Below are 19,459 nucleotides of genomic sequence, written 5' to 3'. Positions count from 1 at the left end.
ATATTGATTTGCATTGGCCATGTAAAACCGCCAAATGTTCCAGACGAGCGAGATGGGAAAAAATGTAATGAGAAAATTGTAAAGAATGTAAATTCCTGTCGAATGCGAATCCGTAATAATTGATAACAATTCTGATCTGCAATAAATTCCGCGACCTTCACAGCTCCCGGGGAGGGGTTTCGAATGTCGCGTCAGTCCACGGATACCGCCGTTTCTTCGCAACGTCTGCTGGCTTCGGCCATCGGTGTGGCCATCACCGCCATCGCCGCACCGCAGGCAGCCCACGCCGACGAGGCCGGGCAGAAAAAGACCGACAAGGACCGCGTACTGTCGCTGGATGCGGCCACCATCGTCGGCGAGCAGCAGGACGAAACCACCTACAACGTCGACCGCTCGGCGTCGAAGAAGTACACCGCGCCGCTCTTGGATACGCCGCGCTCCGTCACGGTAGTACCAAAGCAGGTGATCAAGGATACCGCCGCCGTGTCTCTCCAGGATGCACTGCGTACCGTTCCAGGTATTACCTTTGGCGCGGGCGAGGGCGGCAATCCCACCGGTGACCGGCCATTCATTCGCGGCTTCGATGCGCAAAGCGATACTTACGTCGATGGTGTACGCGATACTGGTGCACAGACCCGCGAGATCTTCAACCTTGAGCAGATCGAGGTCAGCAAGGGCCCTAACTCGGCATTCGGAGGACGGGGCTCGGCCGGCGGCAGCCTCAATCTCGTCAGCAAGCAGGCCAAGGCTGGGAACTTCATCGATGGAGGCTTCACCTATGGTTCTGACCAGACTCGCCGCTACACCCTGGACCTCAACCAGGAATTCCTCGATGGCAATGCGGCATTCCGGCTGAATCTTCTCAAGCACGATGCCAATGTCGCGGGCCGCGATGAAGTCGATGTCAGTCGCTGGGGCGTAGCGCCGTCGCTCACCTTCGGTCTTGGCTCGCCGACCCGAGTGACCGTCAGCCATTATCACCTGGAAAGTGACGATACCCCGGATTCGGGCATTCCCTATGCCAAGAGTAGCGATCGCAGCAAGCACAATCCGGACAAACCGGTGAATGTCGATCGAGGCAATTTCTATGGGCTGACGGGGCGCGATTTCCAGAAGAGCCGCATCGATACCAGTACCATCACCGTTGAGCATGATCTGACTGACAGCCTCACTATTCGCAATACCTCGCGTTACGGCAACAGTCATCAGGACTATCTGTGGACACAACCGGATGACAGCCAGGGCAACATCAACAATGGCTCGGTCTGGCGCCGCCAGAACAATCGGGTAAGTACCACCACCACAGCAGTCAACCAGACTGACCTGTTTGGAGAGTTCTACCTGGGTGGCTTCAAGAACAGCTTCAGCACCGGCCTGGAGTTCAGCCGAGAAGACAGCAAGCGCGATGGGTATACCGTCGATACCAATACCGGCCTGGGCAGCAACAAGTGCAATCCATCGCTGATCGGGGCGCCTAGCGGCTATAACTGCACTAGTCTGGAAAATCCCAATCCGCACGATCCATGGAATGGCAGTATTACCCGGAAATATGCGCCGCTGAATACGGTCGGCACCACCAAGGCAATATATGCGTTCGACACCATCGACCTGAACGAGCAGTGGCAGGTCAATATTGGCGCGCGCTTCGATAGTTTCGAAACTACGGCGAAGAACCACGGTGTAAGACCCGCTACCAAACTCAGCGACAAGTCGAGCTTCTGGAACTGGCAGGCAGGCTTGGTGTGGAAGCCTGTACCCAACGGCAGCATCTATGCGTCCTACGCCACTTCGGCTACGCCGCCGGGTAGCATGCTCGATAATGGGGATACCTCGAATGCTGTCGACGGGTTCGCCATCAGCAACAACCTTGAGCCGGAAGAAACCACGAACTACGAGCTTGGTACCAAGTGGGCTTTCTTCAACGAGCGGCTGGAGCTGAGTGCCGCGATCTTCCGCACCGACAAGGACAATACCCGCATCCTGGTCGCCAACCAGACCTACGACAACGCCGGACAAACCCGCGTCGACGGCGTGGAGTTGAGCGCCAGCGGCAAGCTGACCGAGAAGTGGAAGGTGTTCGCGGGCTACAGCTACCTGGACAGCGAGTTGGTCGATGCCGGTAAGGCTGGGCGTAACGGCAATGTGAACGCATCGGCGGCTTCCAACAACGGCAACGAGATGCCAAATACGCCGAAGAACAGCTTCAGTCTCTGGACCACCTATGACATCTTCCCGAAGACCACCATCGGCGGCGGGGCTTTCTATGTCGACAAGGTCTATGGCGACGTTGGCAATACCGTCTATGTCCCCGATTACTGGCGCTATGACGCAATGGCCAGCTACAAACTGAGCAAGAACGTCGATTTCCAGTTGAACGTGCAGAATGTGTTCGACAAGAAGTACTTCGACAAAGCCTATGCGGCGCACTATGCGTCCCAGGCCGCTGGAAGGACGATACTGTTCAGCACCAACTTCCACTTCTGACAGCCGCTCTCGCTCCCCACGAAAGCCCCATTCCCTCTACGGGATGGGGCTTTCCCCCATCCAGGTGGGTAAATAGAGCGTAAAGAACGTTAATTCGGCTTTATCGCAACTGATTATCAAATAGAATTGCCCGCCGACGTCCTCGTGTCGTCTGGCCGGCGCTTGGCGTCGGCGTAGTCCCGTTGTTGCCGCGCGGCGGCCGTGAAGGTGATCCTGTGAAGAAAGTCTGGTTCCAGTTGCATTGGTTCTTCGGTATCAGCGCCGGCCTGGTGCTGGCGCTGATGGGCGTCACCGGAGCGACCCTGTCGTTCCAGGACGAGCTGATGCGCGCGCTCAACCCTGACGTGCTGGTGGTGCAGAAGCGCTCCGAGGGTGTGCTGCCGCTGGACGAACTGGTGCGCCGTATCGAAGGTGCCGAGCCGGGGCGGAAAGTGGCCTTCGTCTGGGTCGAGATGGCCAGCGACAAGGCCGGGCGGATCTTCTATACCCCGCCGCCGGGACAGCGCCGCGGCGAGTCGCGCTGGATCGATCCCTACACCGGGGCTTTCGTCGGCGAGCCACGCGGCGAGGGTTTCTTCAACCTGATGATGCAACTGCACCGGTTCCTCGCCATGGGCGAGTACGGCAAGCAGGTCACCGCCGCCTGCACCCTGATCCTGATCTTCTTCTGCCTGTCCGGTCTCTACCTGCGCTGGCCGCGCAAGGTTTTCGACTGGCGCGCCTGGCTGACCCTCGACTGGTCGCGCAAGGGGCGCAGTTTCAACTGGGACCTGCATGCCGTGGCCGGCACCTGGTGCCTGGCGCTCTACCTGCTGGCTGCGCTGACCGGCCTGTACTGGTCCTACGAGTGGTACCGCAACGGCCTGTTCAAACTGCTCGACGACGCGCCCGCCGGCCAGCAGGCGCAGCGCGGCAAGCCGGGCGGACGTGGCGAGCGCCCGGCCGATGCGGCTCCGCTGGTGGTCGACTACGCGGCGGTATGGAACAGCATCCGCCAGGCCGGCGGCGACCGCTTGCAGGCCTACAACCTGCGCCTGCCGCCGGCTGGCGGCCAGCCGGCGACAGTGTTCTATCGCCTGACCGACGCGCCGCACGAGCGTGCCTTCAACACCCTGACCCTGGACCCGGCCAACGGCCAGGTGAAAAGCGACCAGCGCTATAGCGACCGTTCTTTCGGCAGCCAGTTGCTGGCCAGCGTCTATGCATTGCACGTAGGCAGCTATTTCGGCATGGCCGGACGCATCCTGATGATGCTCGCCAGCCTGGCGATGCCGCTGTTCTTCATCACCGGCTGGCTGCTCTACCTCGACCGCCGGCGCAAGAAACGCGCGGTACGGGCGAGCCGCGCCGACCTGGGCGGCAGCGCCGGCGCCAGCGGCGAGCCCTGGTTGATCGGCTACGCCAGCCAGAGCGGTTTTGCCGAGCAACTGGCCTGGCAGAGCGCCGGCCAGTTGCAGGCGGCCGGGTTGCCGGTGCGGGTCGAATCGCTGGCGCGCCTGGATGCCGGGCAACTCGCCGAGGCGCGCAAGGCGCTGTTCGTGGTCAGCACCTTCGGCGACGGTGAGGCGCCGGACAGCGCCCGCGGCTTCGAACGCAAGGTGCTTGGCCAGGCCGCCAGCCTCGATGGCCTGAGCTACGCCCTGCTGGCCTTGGGAGATCGCCAGTACGAGCAGTTCTGCGGCTTCGCCCGGCGCATGCAGGGCTGGTTGCAGGGGCAGGGCGCGCGGAGCCTGTTCGCCCCGGTGGAGGTCGATGATGGCGACGCCGCGGCCCTGCGCCAATGGCAGGAAAGCCTGGCCGAGGTGACCGGCGGTGCCGCCCCGGCGGCCTGGGAAGCGCCGGCCTTCGAGGTCTGGTCGCTGGCGCGGCGGGAGTGCCTGAATCCTGGCAGCCAGGGCGAGTCGACCTGGCTGCTGGACCTGCGTGCGCCGACCGACAGCGCCATCCAATGGCGCGCCGGCGATCTGCTGGAGATCGTCCCGCACCAGGCGCCCGCGCGCATCCGCGAATGGCTGCAGCGGCATAACCTGGACGGCCAGGCGCGGGTGGCGGTCGAGGGCGTCGAGCAGAGCCTGGAGCAGGCCCTGGCTGGGCGCCTGCTGCCGGACTCTTTCGAACACCTGGTCGGCTTGCACCCGCAGGCGCTGCTGGATGCGCTGATTCCGCTTTCCGTGCGCCAGTACTCCATCGCGTCGCTGCAGAGCGATGGCGACCTGCAACTGATCGTACGCCAGGAGCAGCATGCCGACGGCAGCCTGGGCATCTGCTCCGGCTGGCTCACCGAGTACCTGCCGCTCGGCGCCGCGCTGACCCTGCGCCTGCGCCGCAACGCGGGCTTCCACCTGCCGGAGGATGACGTGCCGCTGATCCTCATCGGCAACGGTACCGGGCTCGCCGGCCTGCGCAGCCTGTTGCGCGCCAGCATTGCCGCCGGGCGCAAGCGCAACTGGCTGCTGTTCGGCGAACGCAATTTCGCCCACGACTACTACTGTCGTGCGGAGCTGGAGCAAGCCCTGGCCAGGGGTGAGCTGCAACGCCTGGACCTGGCCTTCTCCCGCGACCAGGCGGAGAAGATCTATGTCCAGGACCGCCTGCATGAAGCGGCGGATGAACTGCGGCGCTGGATTGACGAGGGTGCGGCCTTGTACGTCTGCGGCAGCCTGCAGGGCATGGCCGGCGGTGTCGACCGGGTGCTGCGCGAAGTGCTCGGTGAGGAGGCCTTGCAGCGCCTGGCCGACGAAGGACGTTACCGACGCGACGTGTACTGAACGGATGAATGAAAAAGGCTCCCAAGGGAGCCTTTTCGTTGCCAACTGCCGGGACTGCTGGGCTTTGCGGGGTGTAGGGCGAATAACCGCAGAGCGGTTATCCGCCATTTCGGCGGGGTGTCGGCGGATGACGCCGTTGGCGTCATCCACCCTACGGAGCTATTGGGACTTCGCGCTGTCCGTGGCGTAGAGCGAATAACCGCAGAGCGGTTATCCGCCATTTCGGCGGGGTGTCGGCGGATGACGCCGTTGGCGTCATGCGCCCTACGGAGCTATCGGGACTTCGCGTTGTCCGTGGCGTAGGGCGAATAACCGCAGAGCGGTTATCCGCCATTTCGGCGAGGTATCGGCGGATGACGCCGTTGGTGTCATGTACCCCACGGAGCTATCGGGGCCTTGCGTCGCCGGGCCTCAGATCCACAGGATGAAAGCCAGTACCAGGGCGAAGAAGCCCCATTTCTGCAGGTAGTAGAGCTTGCGGTTGCGCTTCTTCAAACGTTTGCCCTGCAGGCGGATCTTGTAGAGGCTGTCGAAGATCCGATTGAGTCCGCCGGTCCGGTCGCCTGCGTTGTTCGGGGCGGCCGCGGCAGCCATCACGTTGCGGCTGAACCAGCGGTTGAAGGCGGTGGCCCAGCCCTGGGTCAGCGGCCGCTCGATGTCGCAGAAGAGAATGATGCGGTTGTGTTCGGTGGCGTTTTCCGCGTAGTGGATGAAGGTTTCATCGAACACCACCGCCTCGCCGTCGCGCCAGTGGTAGCGCTCGCCGTCCACCTCGATGAAGCAGGCCGGGTCGTTGGGGGTGAACAGTCCCAGGTGGAAGCGCAGCGAGCCGGCGTAGGGATCGCGGTGTCGCACCAGCTTCGAGCCCGGCGGCAGTTCGGCGAACATCGCCGCCTTGACCGAGGGAATCTGCCGCAACAGGGCGGTGGTCTGCGGGCAGAGTTGTCCGGCGGAGGGATGGGCCTCGTCGTACCATTTCAGGTAGAAGCGCTTCCAGCCGCTCTTGAAGAACGAGTTGAAACCGATATCGTCGTACTGTTCGGAACGCTTGATGTTGCCGGCGTCGTGCAGGTGCAGCGCCTCGCTGCGGATGGCTTGCCAGTTGTCGACCAGAACCTGCAGTTCGGGGAAGGTTTGCGGTGCCAGGTAAGGGCGGTTCGGTACCTTCGAGAACAGGTACATCAGGCAGTTGATCGGAGCGAGGAAGCTGGAGTGGTCGCTCAATTGGCGCGACAGCTTGTGGCGTACCCGGCCGCGGAAATGGACATAGAGGATGCTCAGCGCATAGGCCGCCAGGATGAGAACTTTCATGAATGCAAGGTCGTCGGTGCAAAAGAGGAGAATTTACTCCTGTTCTCAGTGCCTGAGTATGCTACCTGACGCTAATTCGCCAGCACTGCGCTCATTTTTCCGTAATCCTGGCCTCGAAAGGAACGCACAATGAACGACACCGGCCGGCGTATCCTGCTCAACTGCGACATGGGCGAAAGCTTTGGCGCCTGGCGCATGGGCGACGATGTCCACAGCATGCCGCTGGTTGACCAGGCCAACCTGGCTTGCGGCTTCCACGCTGGCGATCCGCTCACCATGCGGCGCGCGGTGGAGCTGGCGGTACGCCATGGCGTGAGCATCGGCGCGCACCCTGCCTATCCCGACCTGAGCGGCTTCGGCCGGCGTTCGCTGGCCTGCTCTGCCGAAGAGGTGCATGCCATGGTGCTGTACCAGATCGGCGCGCTGGACGCTTTCTGCCGTTCCCTCGGTACCCAGGTGGCCTACGTCAAGCCGCATGGCGCGCTGTACAACGACCTGGTCGGCGACGATGAGCTGCTGCGCGCCGTGCTCGACGCCTGCGCCGCCTATCGCAAGGGCCTGCCGCTGATGGTGCTGGCCCTGGCCGACAACGGCCGCGAGCTGGAACTGGCCGACGAGGCCGACGTGCCGCTGCTGTTCGAGGCCTTCGCCGATCGCGCCTACCTGCCGGACGGTCGGCTGGCGCCGCGGCGGCTTGGCGGCGCGGTGCATCACGATCCGCAGCGGGTCATCGAACAGGCCCTGGCCATCGCCCGCGGCGAAGCCTTCCCCGACTACGACGGCAACCCGCTGCGCCTGACCGCCGACAGTCTTTGCGTGCATGGCGACAACCCGCAGTCGCTGGCGGTCCTCCGGCGCCTGCGCGCGGCCCTGGACAGCCTGTGATCCGCATCGAACCCGCTGGTGCCGAAGCCCTGCTGCTGACGCTCGCCGAAGAGCCCGAAGTGGACCTGTCTGTGCGCCTGGCCGAGCTGGCCAGACGTCTGCGCGAGGGGCTCGGCGAAGGCGTCAGGGATCTGGTGCCGGGCTGGACCACCCTGATGCTGCATTACGACCCCTACCGCATCGCCCCGCAGGTACTGGAAGAACGCCTGGGTCCGCTGCTGGTGGAGTGGCACGCCTGGCGCCCCGCCGAGGATGCCGGGCGCCTGCACGAGATTCCCGTCTGGTACGCCGGCGAGGACCTCGCGACGGTAGCGGTTGCCTGCGGATTGACTGGCGAAGGGGTGATCGAACTGCACAGCGCGGCCGAATACCGGGTCGGCGCGATCGGTTTCGCTCCGGGATTCGCCTACCTCGGCGGCCTCGATCCGCGCCTGGTCCTGCCGCGGCGGGCCACCCCGCGGGCGCGCGTACCGGCCGGCAGCCTGGCCATTGCCGAGGCGCAGACGGCGATCTATCCGCAGGCCTCGCCCGGCGGCTGGCACCTGCTGGGACGCAGTCCGTGGCGTCCCTTCGATCCGGCCGCCACTCCTCCGTGCCCACTGGCGCTGGGCGACCGGGTGCGCTTCGTCGCCATCGGGCGCGAGGCTTTCCTCGACCTGGGCGGGCGCGAATGAATGGTTTGCGGGTCGTCAAGGCGGGTCCGCAGAGCCTGCTGCAGGACGACGGCCGGCGCGGCTGGCAGCACCTCGGCGTATCCCCGGGCGGCCCTCTGGACCGCCAGGCGGCAGCCTGGGCCAATCGTCTGCTCGGTAATCCCTGGGGGACGCCATTGCTGGAAATCGCTTTCGGCGGCTTGGTGCTGGAGTGCAGGGTGGAGGCGACCTGGCTGGCGTTGACCGGAGCGCGCCTGGCGCTGACGGTGGACGGTCGCGAATGCCTGCCCTGGAGTCGCTTCCGTGTCCGCCGCGGGCAACGCATCGAACTGGGCTTCGCCGAGGCCGGGCAGCGTGCCTACCTGGCCTGCGCCGGCGGTTTCCGGGCGAGGCCGGTACTGGGCAGCGTCGCCTGCCAGGTTCGCGACGGGCTCGGCGGTTTACAGGGCGATGGCCGGATCCTGGCGGAGGGCGATTGCCTGCCGTGTGCCGAAGCGGGAGCGGCGTGTCCGTGGGATGCCAGCGTGCCCTGGCGTTTCCAGCCGGACTACCGGCAGCAGCGGCCCTTGCGCGTGCTGCTTGGCGGCGATGCGGCGGCCTTCGACGCAGCCAGCCGGCAAGCCTTCTTCGCCAGCGCCTGGCGAATCAGCCCGCGGTCCGATCGCATGGGCGTCCGCCTGGCCGGCGAGCCACTGCGCGGGGCGCCGCGCGCCTGGTCGCAGGGCGTGGTGGAGGGCGCTATCCAGGTTCCGCCCGATGGCCAACCCATCGTGCTGATGGCCGACCGCCAGAGCATGGGCGGCTATCCGCTGCTGGGCTTCGTCCATCCACTGGACCTCTCGCGCCTGGCGCAAAGCCCCGCGCATAGCGAGGTAACCTTCGTCGAGAGCGACCTGGCGACGCAGCAGGCCGACCTGCTGCGCTTCTACCGCTTCTTCCGCGGCTGAGCGCTCAGCCGGCCAGGTGGCCGAGCGGCAGCGGCGCGGGCGCCTTGACCGTCTTGATCGCGAAGTTGCTGCGAATGTCGCTGACCCCGGGCAGGCGCAGCAGGGTCTCGCTGAGCAGGCGTTCATAGGCGCGCAGGTCGGGGACCACCACTTGCAGGAGGAAGTCCGACTCGCCGGAGACGAGGTGCACCGAGATCACCTCCGGGAGGTCGACCACCGCACGGTGGAAGGCCTCGGCCTGCTCCTGGCGGTGGCGCTCCACCTTGATCCCGACGAACACCGTGAGGCCGAGGCCGACCTCGTCGCGGTCGATGCTGGCCTGGTAGCCGCGAATCACCCCGGCTTCTTCCAGCAAGCGCACGCGGCGCAGGCAGGGGGACGGGGAGAGGCCGATCTCCTCGGCCAACTGGACGTTGCTCAGGCGGCCGTCGCGCTGGAGGGCGGCGAGGATGCGGTGGTCATAGGCGTCGAGTTTCATCTTGGCATATCCGGATGGATAGTCTCCAGAGAGTGGAATTTACTGCCAAATAGAATGGATAGGCTGGTGGAAAACGCAAGCACCTGCCCTGCCTTGCGGGCATAGAATCGTTATCCGGGTCACCTTCCTGGAGCCGATACGATGGACACGAGCGCTTTCCTGATTGCCCTGGCGGTGGTTTACCTGGTGCCCGGACCAGACATGCTCCTGCTGTTCCAGACCGGCGCCCGCCAGGGCCGTCGCGCGGCGCTGGTCACCGCCCTCGGCCTGGCGCTGGCTCGGGCCTGCCATGTGCTGATGGCCGCGACTGGACTGGCGCTGCTGTTCCGGACCGCTCCCTGGACCTTCGACCTGGTGCGCTTGCTTGGCGCCGCCTACCTCGCCTGGCTTGGCCTGCAGATGCTGCGCGGTGGCGGACTGGCCTTGCCGACCAGCGACGCGGGCTCCGCGCCGGTGGTCCCTTACGCCGACCGCCGGGCCTTGCTGCGCGGACTCCTGACCAACCTGCTGAACCCCAAGGCCCTGTTGTTCTGTTCGGTGCTGCTGCCGCAGTTCGTCAGCCCCGGGACCGGTTCGCTGGCCGTCCAGTTCGCCGCGCTCGGTACGGTCCTGGTTCTGGTTGGCCTGGCCTTCGACTGCGCCTATGCGCTGGCCGGTGGCCGCCTGGGCCGCTGGCTGGCGTCCCGGCCGCGGGCACAGCGCCTGCAGCAGTGGGGCTTCGGTGGGTTGTTGATAGGGTTCGGGGTAAGGCTGGCGCTGCTGCGCCAGCTCTGAAGGGCTGCGGGGCGGCGAGCGCCCCGTGGCGCTCAGCCGAGGAATTGCTCGGCGTGGTGGCAGGCCACCTGGCGCTGGTCGAGCAGGCGCAGCTCGGGCACCTCGCTGCGGCAGCGCTCGGTGGCGTAGGGGCAGCGCTTGTGGAAGGCGCAACCCTCCGGCGGGTTCAGCGGGTTCGGCAGTTCGCCCTGGATGCGGATCTTCGGCTTCGTCGGGTCCGGGTGGATCGCCGGGGTCGCCGAGAGCAGCGCACGGGTATAGGGATGCAGCGGGTTCTCGTAGAGCTTGTCCGCCGGCCCCATCTCCGCCGGTCGGCCGAGGTACATCACCAGGACGTCGTCGGCGACGTGGCGGACCACCGCCAGGTTGTGCGAGATGAACACGTAGGCGGTGCGGAACTGCTGCTGCAGGTCCATGAACAGGTTCAGTACCTGGGCCTGGATCGACACGTCGAGGGCCGAGGTCGGCTCGTCCGCCACCAGCACCTTGGGTTGCAGCATCATCGCCCGGGCCAGGGCGATGCGCTGGCGCTGGCCGCCGGAGAACATGTGCGGGTAGCGCTGGTAATGCTCCGGCCGCAGGCCGACCTGGCGCATCATCTGCTGGACCTTTTCGCGGCGTTCCTCGCGCGACAGCGCGGTGTTGATCAGCAGCGGCTCGGCCAACTGGTCGCCGATCTTCTGTCGCGGATTGAGCGAGGCGTAGGGGTTCTGGAAGACCATCTGCACGTCGCGGCGCAACTGCCGGCGCTGGTCCTTGCTGGCGCCCTTGACCTCCTGCCCGGCGATTTTCAGCGAGCCGGAGGTGGGTTCCTCGATCAGGGTCAGGGCGCGCGCCAGGGTCGACTTGCCGCAGCCGGACTCGCCGACCACGGCGAGGGTCTTGCCGGCTTCCAGTTCGAACGATACGCCGTTCAGCGCGCGCACCTGGGCGTGGCCCTTGAACAGGCCGCGGGAGACTTCGTAGTGACGGGTCAGATCACGGGCGGTCAGAACGGTTTCCATCAGGCCACCTCGTTCAGCAGGTTCAACGGATAGAAGCAGCGCACCGCGCCGCGCTCGTGTGCCTCCAGGGCCGGCCGCTCCTGGCGGCAATGCTCCTGGGCATAGGGGCAGCGTGGCGACAGCAGGCAACCGCGCGGGCGGTCGTAGCGCCCCGGAACGATGCCGGGCAGGGTGGCCAGACGGGCTTCGCCGGCACAGTGCTCGGGGATCGCCTTGATCAGCGCCTCGGTGTAGGGATGGGTCGGGCGGTCGAACAGCGCCGGCACGCCGCCGATCTCCACCGCTTCGCCGGCGTACATCACGCAGACGCGCTGGGCGGTCTCGGCGACCACGGCGAGATCGTGGGTGATCAGGATCAGCGCCATGTCCTGGTCGCGCTGCAGGTTCAGCAGCAGCTCCATGATCTGCGCCTGGATGGTCACGTCGAGGGCGGTGGTCGGCTCGTCGGCGATCAGCAGCTTGGGCTCGGCGGCGATAGCCATGGCGATCGCCACGCGCTGGCTCATGCCGCCGGAGAGCTGGTGCGGGTAGGCGTCGAGACGGCTGGCGGCGGCCGGGATCTCGACCCGTTCGAGCAGTTCCAGGGCGCGCTGGCGCAGGGCCTTGCCGCGCAGGCCGAGATGCAGGCGGAGGACCTCCTCGATCTGGTAGCCGACGGTGTAGCTGGGGTTGAGGGCGGTCATCGGGTCCTGGAAGACCATCGCCATGTCCTTGCCGACGATGCGCCGGCGCTGGCGGCCCTTGAGGGTGAGCATGTCGTGGCCGTCGAAGCGCAGGTGATCGGCGGATACCCAGCCGGGGGCGTCGATCAGGCCCATCAGGGCCATCATGGTCACCGACTTGCCGGAGCCGGACTCGCCGACGATGGCCAGCACCTCGCCCTTGTCGACGCTCAGGTCGAGGCCGTCGACCACGGGCACGGCGGTGGTGTCGCCGAAGCGTACGCTGAGGTTCTTGATATCGAGGAGGCTCATGCGGCGGTCTCCTGTGGCGCGGATACGGATGCGCTGTTCATGGTTGTGCTCCTCATGCCGCGTTCTTCAGTTTCGGATCGAGGGCGTCGCGCAGGCCATCGCCCATCAGGTTGATCGCCAGTACGCTGAGCAGGATGGTCAGGCCGGGCAGGCTGACCACCCACCAGGCGCGCTCGATGTAGTCGCGGGCGGAGGCGAGCATGGTGCCCCACTCGGGGGTCGGCGGTTGCACGCCGAGGCCGAGGAAGCCGAGGGCGGCGGCGTCGAGGATCGCCGAAGAGAAGCTCAGGGTGGCCTGGACGATCAGCGGCGCCATGCAGTTCGGCAGCACGCAGACGAACATCAGTCGCAGGGTGCCGGCGCCGGCGAGGCGCGAGGCGGTGACGTAGTCGCGGTTTAGCTCGGTCATCACCGCGGCGCGGGTCAGGCGTACGTAGGCCGGCAGCGAGACGATGGCGATGGCGATCACGGTGTTGATCAGGCCCGGGCCGAGGATCGCCACGATGGCCACCGCCAGCAGCAGCGACGGCAGCGCCAGCATGATGTCCATCAGGCGCATGATCAGCGGCCCGGCACGGTTCGGCGAGAAGCCGGCGAGCAGGCCGAGAAGGATGCCGGGGATCAGCGAGATCACCACCGAGGACAGGCCGATCAGCAGCGACAGGCGGGCGCCGTGGATCAGCCGCGAGAGCAGGTCGCGGCCCAGCTCGTCGGTGCCGAGCAGGAAGCGCGCCTGGCCGCCTTCCAGCCAGGATGGCGGGGTCAGCAGGAAGTCCCGGAACTGCTCGCTCGGATCGTAGGGGGCGACCCAGGGGGCGAACAGCGCGCAGAACACGATCAGCAGCATGAACAGCAGGCCGCCGAGGGCGCCCTTGTTGTGCGCGAAGGCCTGCCAGAATTCCTTCAGCGGGGACGGGTAGACCAGGCTCGGGTCGCTGGCGGGAGCGTTGTGCATGGCGTTCATCGGCTGGCTCCTCAGCGTTGGTGGCGAATGCGCGGGTTGGCCAGGCCGTAGAGGATGTCCACGACGAAATTGACCAGGATGACCAGGGTGGCGACCAGCAGGATGCCGTTCTGCACCACCGGGTAGTCGCGACGGCTGATGGCGTCGATCAGCCACTTGCCGATGCCCGGCCAGGAGAAGATGGTTTCGGTCAGCACCGCGCCGGCGAGCAGCGTGCCGACCTGCAGGCCGAATACCGTCAGCACCGGAATCAGCGCGTTGCGCAGGGCGTGCACGAAGACCACCCGGGCCGGCGACAGGCCCTTGGCGCGGGCGGTGCGCACATAGTCTTCGCGCAGCACCTCGAGCATCGCCGAGCGGGTCATGCGGGCAATCACCGCCAGCGGGATGGTGCCCAGCACGATGGCCGGCAGGATCAGGTGGCGCACGGCATCGAGGAACGAGCCCTGTTCGTCGGAAAGCAGGGTGTCGATCAGCATGAAGCCGGTCTTCGGCTCGATGTCGTAGAGCAGGTCGAGACGGCCGGACACCGGCGTCCAGCCCAGCGACACGGAGAACAGCATGATCAGGATCAGGCCCCACCAGAAGATCGGCATCGAATAGCCGGCGAGGGACACCGTCATCACCCCGTGGTCGAACAGCGAACCGCGTTTCAGGGCGGCGATCACCCCGGCCAGCAGACCGAAGGTGCCGGCGAAGAGCATGGCGGCCAGGGACAGTTCCAGGGTCGCCGGGAACAGGGTGAGGAATTCGTGCCAGACGCCTTCGCGGGTGGTCAGCGATTCGCCGAGATTGCCCTGTGCCAGGTTGCCCACGTAGTCCAGGTACTGCTGGTACAACGGCTTGTCCAGGCCCAGGCGGTGCAGGGCCTCGGCATGCATCTGCGGATCGACGCGACGTTCGCCCATCATCACTTCCACCGGGTCGCCGGGAATCAGGCGGATCAGCGCGAAGGTGAGCAGCGTCACGCCGAAGAAGGTGGGGATCAGCAACCCCAATCGTCGTGCAATGAAACTAAGCATGTTGGCGGGTAACTCCTCATCGCGGACCGTGCGCCCCGCTGGCGGCGGGGCTGTGGTCCTTGTTCTTCTACGGCTTCACCGAGGTGGTGGCGAAGTTGTTGTTGCTCAACGGATTGATCACGTAGCCCTGCACCGTGTTCCGCCGGACGTTGAACAGCTTCGGGTAGGCCAGCGGTATCCATGGGGCCTGTTCGTGGAATACCACCTGGGCCTGCTCGTACAGTTTCGCCCGCTCGGCCGGATCGCTCACCTCGCGGGCCTTGCGCATCAGCGCCTCGAAGTCCTTGTCGCACCAGCGCGCCTGGTTTTCACCCGACTCGGCGGCGGCGCAGCTCAGGTTCGGGCTGAGGAAGTTGTCCGGGTCGCCGTTGTCGCCGGCCCAGCCAAGCAGCGACAGGTCGTGCTCGCCGGCCTTCGAACGCTTGAGCAGCTCGCCCCATTCCAGGGAACGGATGGTCAGCTGGATGCCGGCCTTGGCCAGGTCTGCCTGCAGCATCTGTGCCGCCAGGGCGGGGTTGGGGATGGTAGGCGAGGTGCCGTTGCGAATGAACAGGGTGATCCTGAGATTTTCCGCGCCGGCTTCCTTGAGCAGCGCCCTGGCGCGTTCGGGATCGTGCGGCCAGTCCTGGATCGAATGGTTGTAGCCGAGCAGGGTCGGGGGATAGGGACCGACCGCCGGACTGGCCGCGCCGGGGCCGAACACCGCGTCGAGCATGGCCTTCTTGTCCAGCGCGAGGTTGATCGCCTGGCGCACGCGCGGGTCGTCGAGCGGCTTGTGCTGGGTGTTGATGGCAATGTAGGTGGTCAGCAGGGCATCGATCTCGTCCACCGCCAGGTTCGGGTCCTGCTTCAGGCGCGGCACGTCCTCCGGTTTCGGGTACAGCGAGACCTGGCACTCGCCGGCACGGACCTTCTGCATGCGCACGTTGGGATCGAGGGTAATGGCGAACACCAGGTTGTCGATCGGCGGCTTGCCGGCGTAGTAGTCCGGGTTCGCCGTATAGCGGACCTGGGCGTCCTTGGCGTAGCGCTTGAAGACGAACGGCCCGGTGCCGATCGGCTGGTTGTTCAGCTGGCCCTGCTTGCCGGCGGCGAGCAACTGGTCGCCGTACTCGGCGGAATAGATGGACGCGAAGGGCATCGCCATATCGCGCAGGAACGGCGCTTCGGGACGGTTGAGGACGAAGCGCACGGTGAGCTCGTCGACCTTTTCCACCGACTTGATCAGCTCGCCCATGCCCATCGCGTCGAAGTAGGCGTAGCCGCGCAGCGCCGAGGCATGCCAGGGATGCTTCGGATCGAGGGCGCGCTGGAAGGTCCACAGCACATCATCGGCATTCAGGCTCCGGGTCGGCTTGAAGTAGTCGGTGGTATGGAATTTCACGCCGGGGCGCAGGTGGAAGGTATAGCTCAGTCCGTCGGCGCTGACGTCCCAGCGCTCGGCCAGCCCCGGGATCACCTCGGTGGTGCCGGGGCGGAAGGCGAGCAGGCGGTTGAACACGGTTTCCGCGGAGGCGTCGGCGGTCACCGCGCCGGTGTACTGGACGATGTCGAAGCCTTCCGGGCTGGCCTCGGTGCAGACCACCAGGTTCTTCGCCTGGGCCGCGCCGGCGGCGCATAGCGCCAGGGCCAGGGGCAGGTGTCGGAGCAACGGATGGAGCATGGGGTCCTCCTCGTGGGCCCCGTCGCCGGGGCCGCCGGTTGTCGCAGGTTTACAGCAGGTTGAAGGGGAAGGTGCTGACCAGGCGCAGTTCGTTGACGCTGCCGTCGACCTGGTTCTGGCTGGCCTTGTGCATCATGTAGGTGAGCTTGAAGGTGCTGTCCTTGATCGGCCCGTTCTGCACCTTGTAGGCCGCCATCAGGCCCAGCTCGTGGTGCTTCTCGCCGTCCTGGGCGCGCACCTCGGCGTAGTTGCCGTAGGCACCGTTGCGATCGCCGTCGTAGTGGGTGCCGTCGATGTCCCAGCCCTTCACGTACCACACGCCGGTGCTCAGGCCGGGGACCCCGTAGTAGCTCCAGTCGGTCTCGTAGCGGATCTGCGCGGACTTCTCGTTGGGGCTGTTGTAGTCGGCCAGCATCGAGTTGGCCAGGAAGATCGCCGAGGTCTCGTGCACGTAGTCGAAGTATTCGTTGCCGTCGACCTGCTGGTAGGCCAGGGTCAGGGCGTGGGCGCGATGGCCGAGGGTGAAGGCCAGGCTCCAGGTGTCGTTGTCGATGTAGCCGGCCTCGCGCGCGCCGGTGTCGCCGGTGTGGTAGCCGTTGAAGGCGGTGCGCAGGGCGATGCCGTTCTCGAGGTCGCCGATGTCGTGGGTCACGCCCAGGTAGTACTGGTTCCAGACGTCCTGGAAATGCGAGCCATAGAGGGAGATTTCCAGCCCGTCGAGCGGCTTGTAGTTGCCGCCCAGGTAGTTCAGGCGGTCGCCCTTGACCTGGCGGGTGCCGTACTCGGTGGTCATGTCCTCGTCGCCGGAACCGGTCCGCGGGCTGACCTTGCGGAAGCTGCCGGCCTGCAGGCTGAGGTTGTCCAGCTCCTCGCTGGTCACGGCGAAGCCGGTGAAGCTGGAGGGCAGGGCACGGTTGTCGATATAGCTGAACACTGGAGTGTTGACCAGGAAGCGACCGGCCTTGAATTCGGTATTCGAGGCGCGCAGGCGGATGTTGGCGACGCCCAGCTTGGACCACTCGCCGATCGCCTCGCCATCGCTGTTCGCCAGGGTCCGGTTGCCGCCGCCGCCGATGCGGCCCTTGCCGCGCTCCAGGGCGATCTCGTTGAAGGCTGCGACGTCGAAGCCGAAGCCGATGCTGCCCTGGGTGTAGCCCGAGCTGTACTTGAGCACCGTGCCCTGGACCCAGGCGTTGCGCTGGTGGATGCGCTGGGAGCCGCCGCCGGCCTTGGGAATGCGGAAGGTGAAGCTGTCCTTCATGTTTTCCCGCGAGTAGAAGTTGCGGGTGGTCAGGGTCAGGCTCTGCCCCTCGAACAGCCCGCTGGCGCCGGCCTGGCCCTTGATCGGTTTCTCCACGCTGGGGATGCTCTGCACCTGGGCGGCGTAGCTGGGATTGTCCGGGGTCGGCGGGGTTGCCTGCTCGTCCGCTGCCCAGCCTGGCGCGGCCGATGCCATCAAGGCCAATCCCAGCGTCGCGCCGGTCACTCGTTGGTATCTCATCACCTGATTGCTCCCTTTATTGTTGTCATGGCACCTGTTTTACCCACCAGGTTTGCGCCGGTTTCGCCCGCGCCTGGGCGCGGCGGTCGAATACGGCGAGGCGAGCGCTCCTGGCGGAACGCGCGCAGCGCCGTTCTGGAACACGGGCAGGAAAAGCAAAGAAATGAAGTACGGGTCGTGCCGTTCTTCTGCACCCCGGTCGTTTCACGACCGGGGTGGCGTCGGCATCAGGGCTGGTTGGCTACGCCATAGAAGGCGTTCCGCGAGAAGGGGCTGATCTTGAAGTCATGCACCGACTTGTTCATCGGCTGGTACACGGTGGAGTGGGCGATCGGGGTGATCGGCACCTGCTCCTTGAGGATGTGCTGGGCCTGCTTGTACAGCTCGCTGCGCTTGTCCTGGTCGGAGACCCGCTTGGCAGCCTTGACCAGCTTGTCGTAGGCCGCGTCGCACCATTTCGATACGTTGTTGCCGTTGATCGAGTCGCAGCCGTAGAGGGTCGCCAGCCAGTTGTCCGGATCGCCGTTGTCGCCGGTCCAGCCGAACAGCATGGCGTCATGCTCGCCGGCATGGGCGCGCTTGATGTACTCGCCCCATTCGTAGCTGACGATCCTGGCCTTGATGCCGATCTTCGCCCAGTCGGCCTGGATCATCTCCGCCATCAGCTTGGCGTTGGGGTTGTAGGGACGCTGCACCGGCATCGCCCACAGGGTGATCTCGGTGCCCTCGGTGACGCCGGCCTTCTTCAGCAGTTCCCGGGCCTTGGCCGGATCGAACGGGGCGTCCTTGATGGTTTCGTCATAGGACCACTGGGTCGGCGGCATGCCGTTCACCGCCAGTTGCCCGGCACCCTGGTAGACGGCGTCGATGATGGCCTGCTTGTTCACCGCCATGTCCAGCGCCTGGCGTACTTCGAGCTGGTCGAACGGCTTGTGGGTGACGTTGTAGGCGATGTAGCCGAGGTTGAAGCCTGGCTGCGAGGGCACCTTCAGGTTCGCCGCTTCCTGCAGGGCCTTGAGATCGGCGGGGCGTGGGTTGAGGGTGATCTGGCACTCGCCGGCCTTGAGCTTCTGCGCGCGCACCGCGGCGTCGGTGTTGATCGAGAAGATCAGGTTGTCGATCTTCACGTCTTCGGGTTTCCAGTAGTCCTTGTTGCCCTTGAAGCGGATCTGCGCATCCTTCTGGTAGCGGCTCAGGATGAAAGGCCCGGTGCCGATCGGCTTCTGGTTGATCTGCTGTGGCTTGCCGGCCTCGAGCAACTGCCCGGCGTACTCGGCGGACTGGATCGAGGCGACGTCCATCGCCAGGTTCTGGATGAAGGCGGCGTCGACCTCGTTGAGGGTGAACTTCACCCTGTGCTCGTCGAGCTTCTCGACCCTGGCGATGTTCTTGTCCAGGCCCATGTCGGTGAAGTAGGGAAACTCGGTGGGGTAGGCCTTGCGGAACGGATGATTCTTGTCGAGCATGCGCTGGAAGGTGAACAGCACATCGTCGGCGTTGAATTCGCGGGTCGGCTTGAAGTAGTCGGTGCTGTGGAACTTCACACCCTTGCGCAGGTGGAAGGTGTAGGTCTTGCCGTCGTCGCCGATGTCCCAGCTTTCCGCCAGGGCCGGGATCGCCCGGGTGCCGCCGCGCTCGAACTGGACGAGGCGGTTGAACAGGGTGACCGAGGTCGCGTCGTAGTCGGTGCCGGTGGTGTACTGGGCGGGATCGAAGCCGGCCGGGCTGCCCTCCGAGCAGAACACCAGGTTGCTGGCGGCGTGGGAGAACGGGGAGCCGAGGATCAGACCGGCTGCCAGCCAGGCCCGAAGGGGAAGGATCTTACGCATGCAAACCTCATTTTTTCTTTTTCTAAGGGCATCGTCTGAGGATCGGCCTTATGGGCCATGGCAACTCTCGCCTTTCCATGGATGGCGGGTGACAGCCATGGACCCTGTGCGGCGACAGCGATCGTCCGTTTGTTGTTGGTCGACGATTCGCTGATGCCGAAATTAAGTCATGCTGAAATTGTGGTCAACGAAAATTAAGCAC

15 protein-coding genes are annotated in these 19,459 nt (G+C 65.5%); 6 read left to right on the top strand and 9 right to left on the bottom strand.

What is annotated here, in order from left to right:
* Positions 1–183 precede the first annotated feature (183 nt).
* The gene (piuD, locus tag AC1RB9_RS23480) at positions 184–2,484 is read left to right on the top strand and encodes a TonB-dependent siderophore receptor PiuD (protein WP_003455689.1); all 2,301 of its coding nucleotides are present in this window, start codon (positions 184–186) and stop codon (positions 2,482–2,484) included.
* 215 nt (positions 2,485–2,699) lie between these two features.
* Positions 2,700–5,252 carry a PepSY domain-containing protein gene (locus AC1RB9_RS23475; RefSeq protein WP_003455687.1) on the top strand — a complete coding sequence of 851 codons (2,553 nt, stop codon included), beginning with the start codon at positions 2,700–2,702 and terminating at the stop codon, positions 5,250–5,252.
* A gap of 411 nt (positions 5,253–5,663) precedes the next feature.
* On the opposite strand, the gene lpxO is transcribed toward AC1RB9_RS23475, so the two are convergent.
* On the bottom strand, positions 5,664–6,563 hold the full coding sequence (lpxO, locus tag AC1RB9_RS23470; RefSeq protein ID WP_003094463.1) for a lipid A hydroxylase LpxO: 900 nt from the start codon (positions 6,561–6,563) through the stop codon (positions 5,664–5,666).
* Between the two features lie 129 nt (positions 6,564–6,692).
* On the opposite strand from lpxO, the gene AC1RB9_RS23465 reads away from it, so the two are divergent.
* From AC1RB9_RS23465 to AC1RB9_RS23455, 3 genes are read left to right on the top strand one after another with little or no spacing between them, the layout of a single operon-like run.
* Positions 6,693–7,448 carry a 5-oxoprolinase subunit PxpA gene (locus AC1RB9_RS23465; RefSeq protein WP_003455685.1) on the top strand — a complete coding sequence of 252 codons (756 nt, stop codon included), beginning with the start codon at positions 6,693–6,695 and terminating at the stop codon, positions 7,446–7,448.
* A complete protein-coding gene (gene pxpB, locus AC1RB9_RS23460) occupies positions 7,445–8,122 on the top strand; it encodes a 5-oxoprolinase subunit PxpB (RefSeq protein ID WP_003455684.1) in 678 nt (225 codons plus the stop codon). The genes AC1RB9_RS23465 and pxpB overlap by 4 nt, the downstream gene beginning before the upstream one ends.
* Entirely contained in the window at positions 8,119–9,048 is a 930-nt protein-coding gene (locus AC1RB9_RS23455; RefSeq protein WP_003116236.1) for a 5-oxoprolinase subunit C family protein, read from the top strand. The genes pxpB and AC1RB9_RS23455 overlap by 4 nt, the downstream gene beginning before the upstream one ends.
* 4 nt (positions 9,049–9,052) lie before the next feature.
* Here the strand turns inward: AC1RB9_RS23455 and AC1RB9_RS23450 are convergent, their stop codons facing one another.
* Positions 9,053–9,526: an Lrp/AsnC family transcriptional regulator gene (locus AC1RB9_RS23450; protein WP_003112855.1), complete on the bottom strand. Its 474-nt coding sequence runs from the start codon at positions 9,524–9,526 to the stop codon at positions 9,053–9,055.
* Between the two features lie 141 nt (positions 9,527–9,667).
* Here AC1RB9_RS23450 and AC1RB9_RS23445 point away from each other — a divergent pair, with 141 nt between their 5' ends.
* The gene (locus AC1RB9_RS23445; protein ID WP_003455673.1) at positions 9,668–10,300 is read left to right on the top strand and encodes a LysE family translocator; all 633 of its coding nucleotides are present in this window, start codon (positions 9,668–9,670) and stop codon (positions 10,298–10,300) included.
* 32 nt (positions 10,301–10,332) lie between these two features.
* Here AC1RB9_RS23445 and AC1RB9_RS23440 read toward each other — a convergent pair whose 3' ends face one another.
* From AC1RB9_RS23440 to AC1RB9_RS23410, 7 genes are all read right to left on the bottom strand, one after another.
* The gene (locus AC1RB9_RS23440) at positions 10,333–11,304 is read right to left on the bottom strand and encodes a peptide ABC transporter ATP-binding protein (RefSeq protein WP_003094452.1); all 972 of its coding nucleotides are present in this window, start codon (positions 11,302–11,304) and stop codon (positions 10,333–10,335) included.
* Entirely contained in the window at positions 11,304–12,278 is a 975-nt protein-coding gene (locus AC1RB9_RS23435; protein ID WP_003094451.1) for an ABC transporter ATP-binding protein, read from the bottom strand. The genes AC1RB9_RS23440 and AC1RB9_RS23435 overlap by 1 nt, the downstream gene beginning before the upstream one ends.
* A 52-nt stretch (positions 12,279–12,330) precedes the next feature.
* Positions 12,331–13,242, bottom strand: coding sequence for an ABC transporter permease subunit (locus AC1RB9_RS23430; RefSeq protein ID WP_003105451.1), 912 nt, complete (start codon positions 13,240–13,242; stop codon positions 12,331–12,333).
* An 11-nt stretch (positions 13,243–13,253) separates the two neighbouring features.
* On the bottom strand, positions 13,254–14,264 hold the full coding sequence (locus AC1RB9_RS23425) for an ABC transporter permease subunit (protein ID WP_003105448.1): 1,011 nt from the start codon (positions 14,262–14,264) through the stop codon (positions 13,254–13,256).
* Between the two features lie 67 nt (positions 14,265–14,331).
* The gene (locus AC1RB9_RS23420; RefSeq protein ID WP_003094445.1) at positions 14,332–15,927 is read right to left on the bottom strand and encodes an ABC transporter substrate-binding protein; all 1,596 of its coding nucleotides are present in this window, start codon (positions 15,925–15,927) and stop codon (positions 14,332–14,334) included.
* A gap of 49 nt (positions 15,928–15,976) precedes the next feature.
* Positions 15,977–17,431 carry an OprD family outer membrane porin gene (locus AC1RB9_RS23415; protein WP_003120938.1) on the bottom strand — a complete coding sequence of 485 codons (1,455 nt, stop codon included), beginning with the start codon at positions 17,429–17,431 and terminating at the stop codon, positions 15,977–15,979.
* A gap of 224 nt (positions 17,432–17,655) precedes the next feature.
* Entirely contained in the window at positions 17,656–19,257 is a 1,602-nt protein-coding gene (locus tag AC1RB9_RS23410) for an ABC transporter substrate-binding protein (protein WP_003158413.1), read from the bottom strand.
* Between the last annotated feature and the right edge of the window lie 202 nt (positions 19,258–19,459).

This window comes from Pseudomonas sp. 20-5, from assembly GCF_056782835.1.
The sequence above is the reverse complement of the archived record's forward strand: the minus strand, read 5'-3'. Positions and strand labels throughout refer to the sequence as shown.

Excerpts from the sequence above, each read along its gene's own strand:
- AC1RB9_RS23455 (WP_003116236.1), top strand. The coding sequence starts at position 8,119 with ATGAATGGTTTGCGGGTCGTCAAGGCGGGTCCGCAGAGCCTGCTGCAG.
- AC1RB9_RS23450 (WP_003112855.1), bottom strand. The coding sequence starts at position 9,526 with ATGAAACTCGACGCCTATGACCACCGCATCCTCGCCGCCCTCCAGCGC.
- AC1RB9_RS23420 (WP_003094445.1), bottom strand. The coding sequence starts at position 15,927 with ATGCTCCATCCGTTGCTCCGACACCTGCCCCTGGCCCTGGCGCTATGC.
- AC1RB9_RS23410 (WP_003158413.1), bottom strand. The coding sequence starts at position 19,257 with ATGCGTAAGATCCTTCCCCTTCGGGCCTGGCTGGCAGCCGGTCTGATC.
- lpxO (WP_003094463.1), bottom strand. The coding sequence starts at position 6,563 with ATGAAAGTTCTCATCCTGGCGGCCTATGCGCTGAGCATCCTCTATGTC.
- AC1RB9_RS23445 (WP_003455673.1), top strand. The coding sequence starts at position 9,668 with ATGGACACGAGCGCTTTCCTGATTGCCCTGGCGGTGGTTTACCTGGTG.
- AC1RB9_RS23435 (WP_003094451.1), bottom strand. The coding sequence starts at position 12,278 with ATGAGCCTCCTCGATATCAAGAACCTCAGCGTACGCTTCGGCGACACC.
- AC1RB9_RS23465 (WP_003455685.1), top strand. The coding sequence starts at position 6,693 with ATGAACGACACCGGCCGGCGTATCCTGCTCAACTGCGACATGGGCGAA.
- AC1RB9_RS23430 (WP_003105451.1), bottom strand. The coding sequence starts at position 13,242 with ATGAACGCCATGCACAACGCTCCCGCCAGCGACCCGAGCCTGGTCTAC.
- piuD (WP_003455689.1), top strand. The coding sequence starts at position 184 with ATGTCGCGTCAGTCCACGGATACCGCCGTTTCTTCGCAACGTCTGCTG.
- AC1RB9_RS23425 (WP_003105448.1), bottom strand. The coding sequence starts at position 14,264 with ATGCTTAGTTTCATTGCACGACGATTGGGGTTGCTGATCCCCACCTTC.
- AC1RB9_RS23440 (WP_003094452.1), bottom strand. The coding sequence starts at position 11,304 with ATGGAAACCGTTCTGACCGCCCGTGATCTGACCCGTCACTACGAAGTC.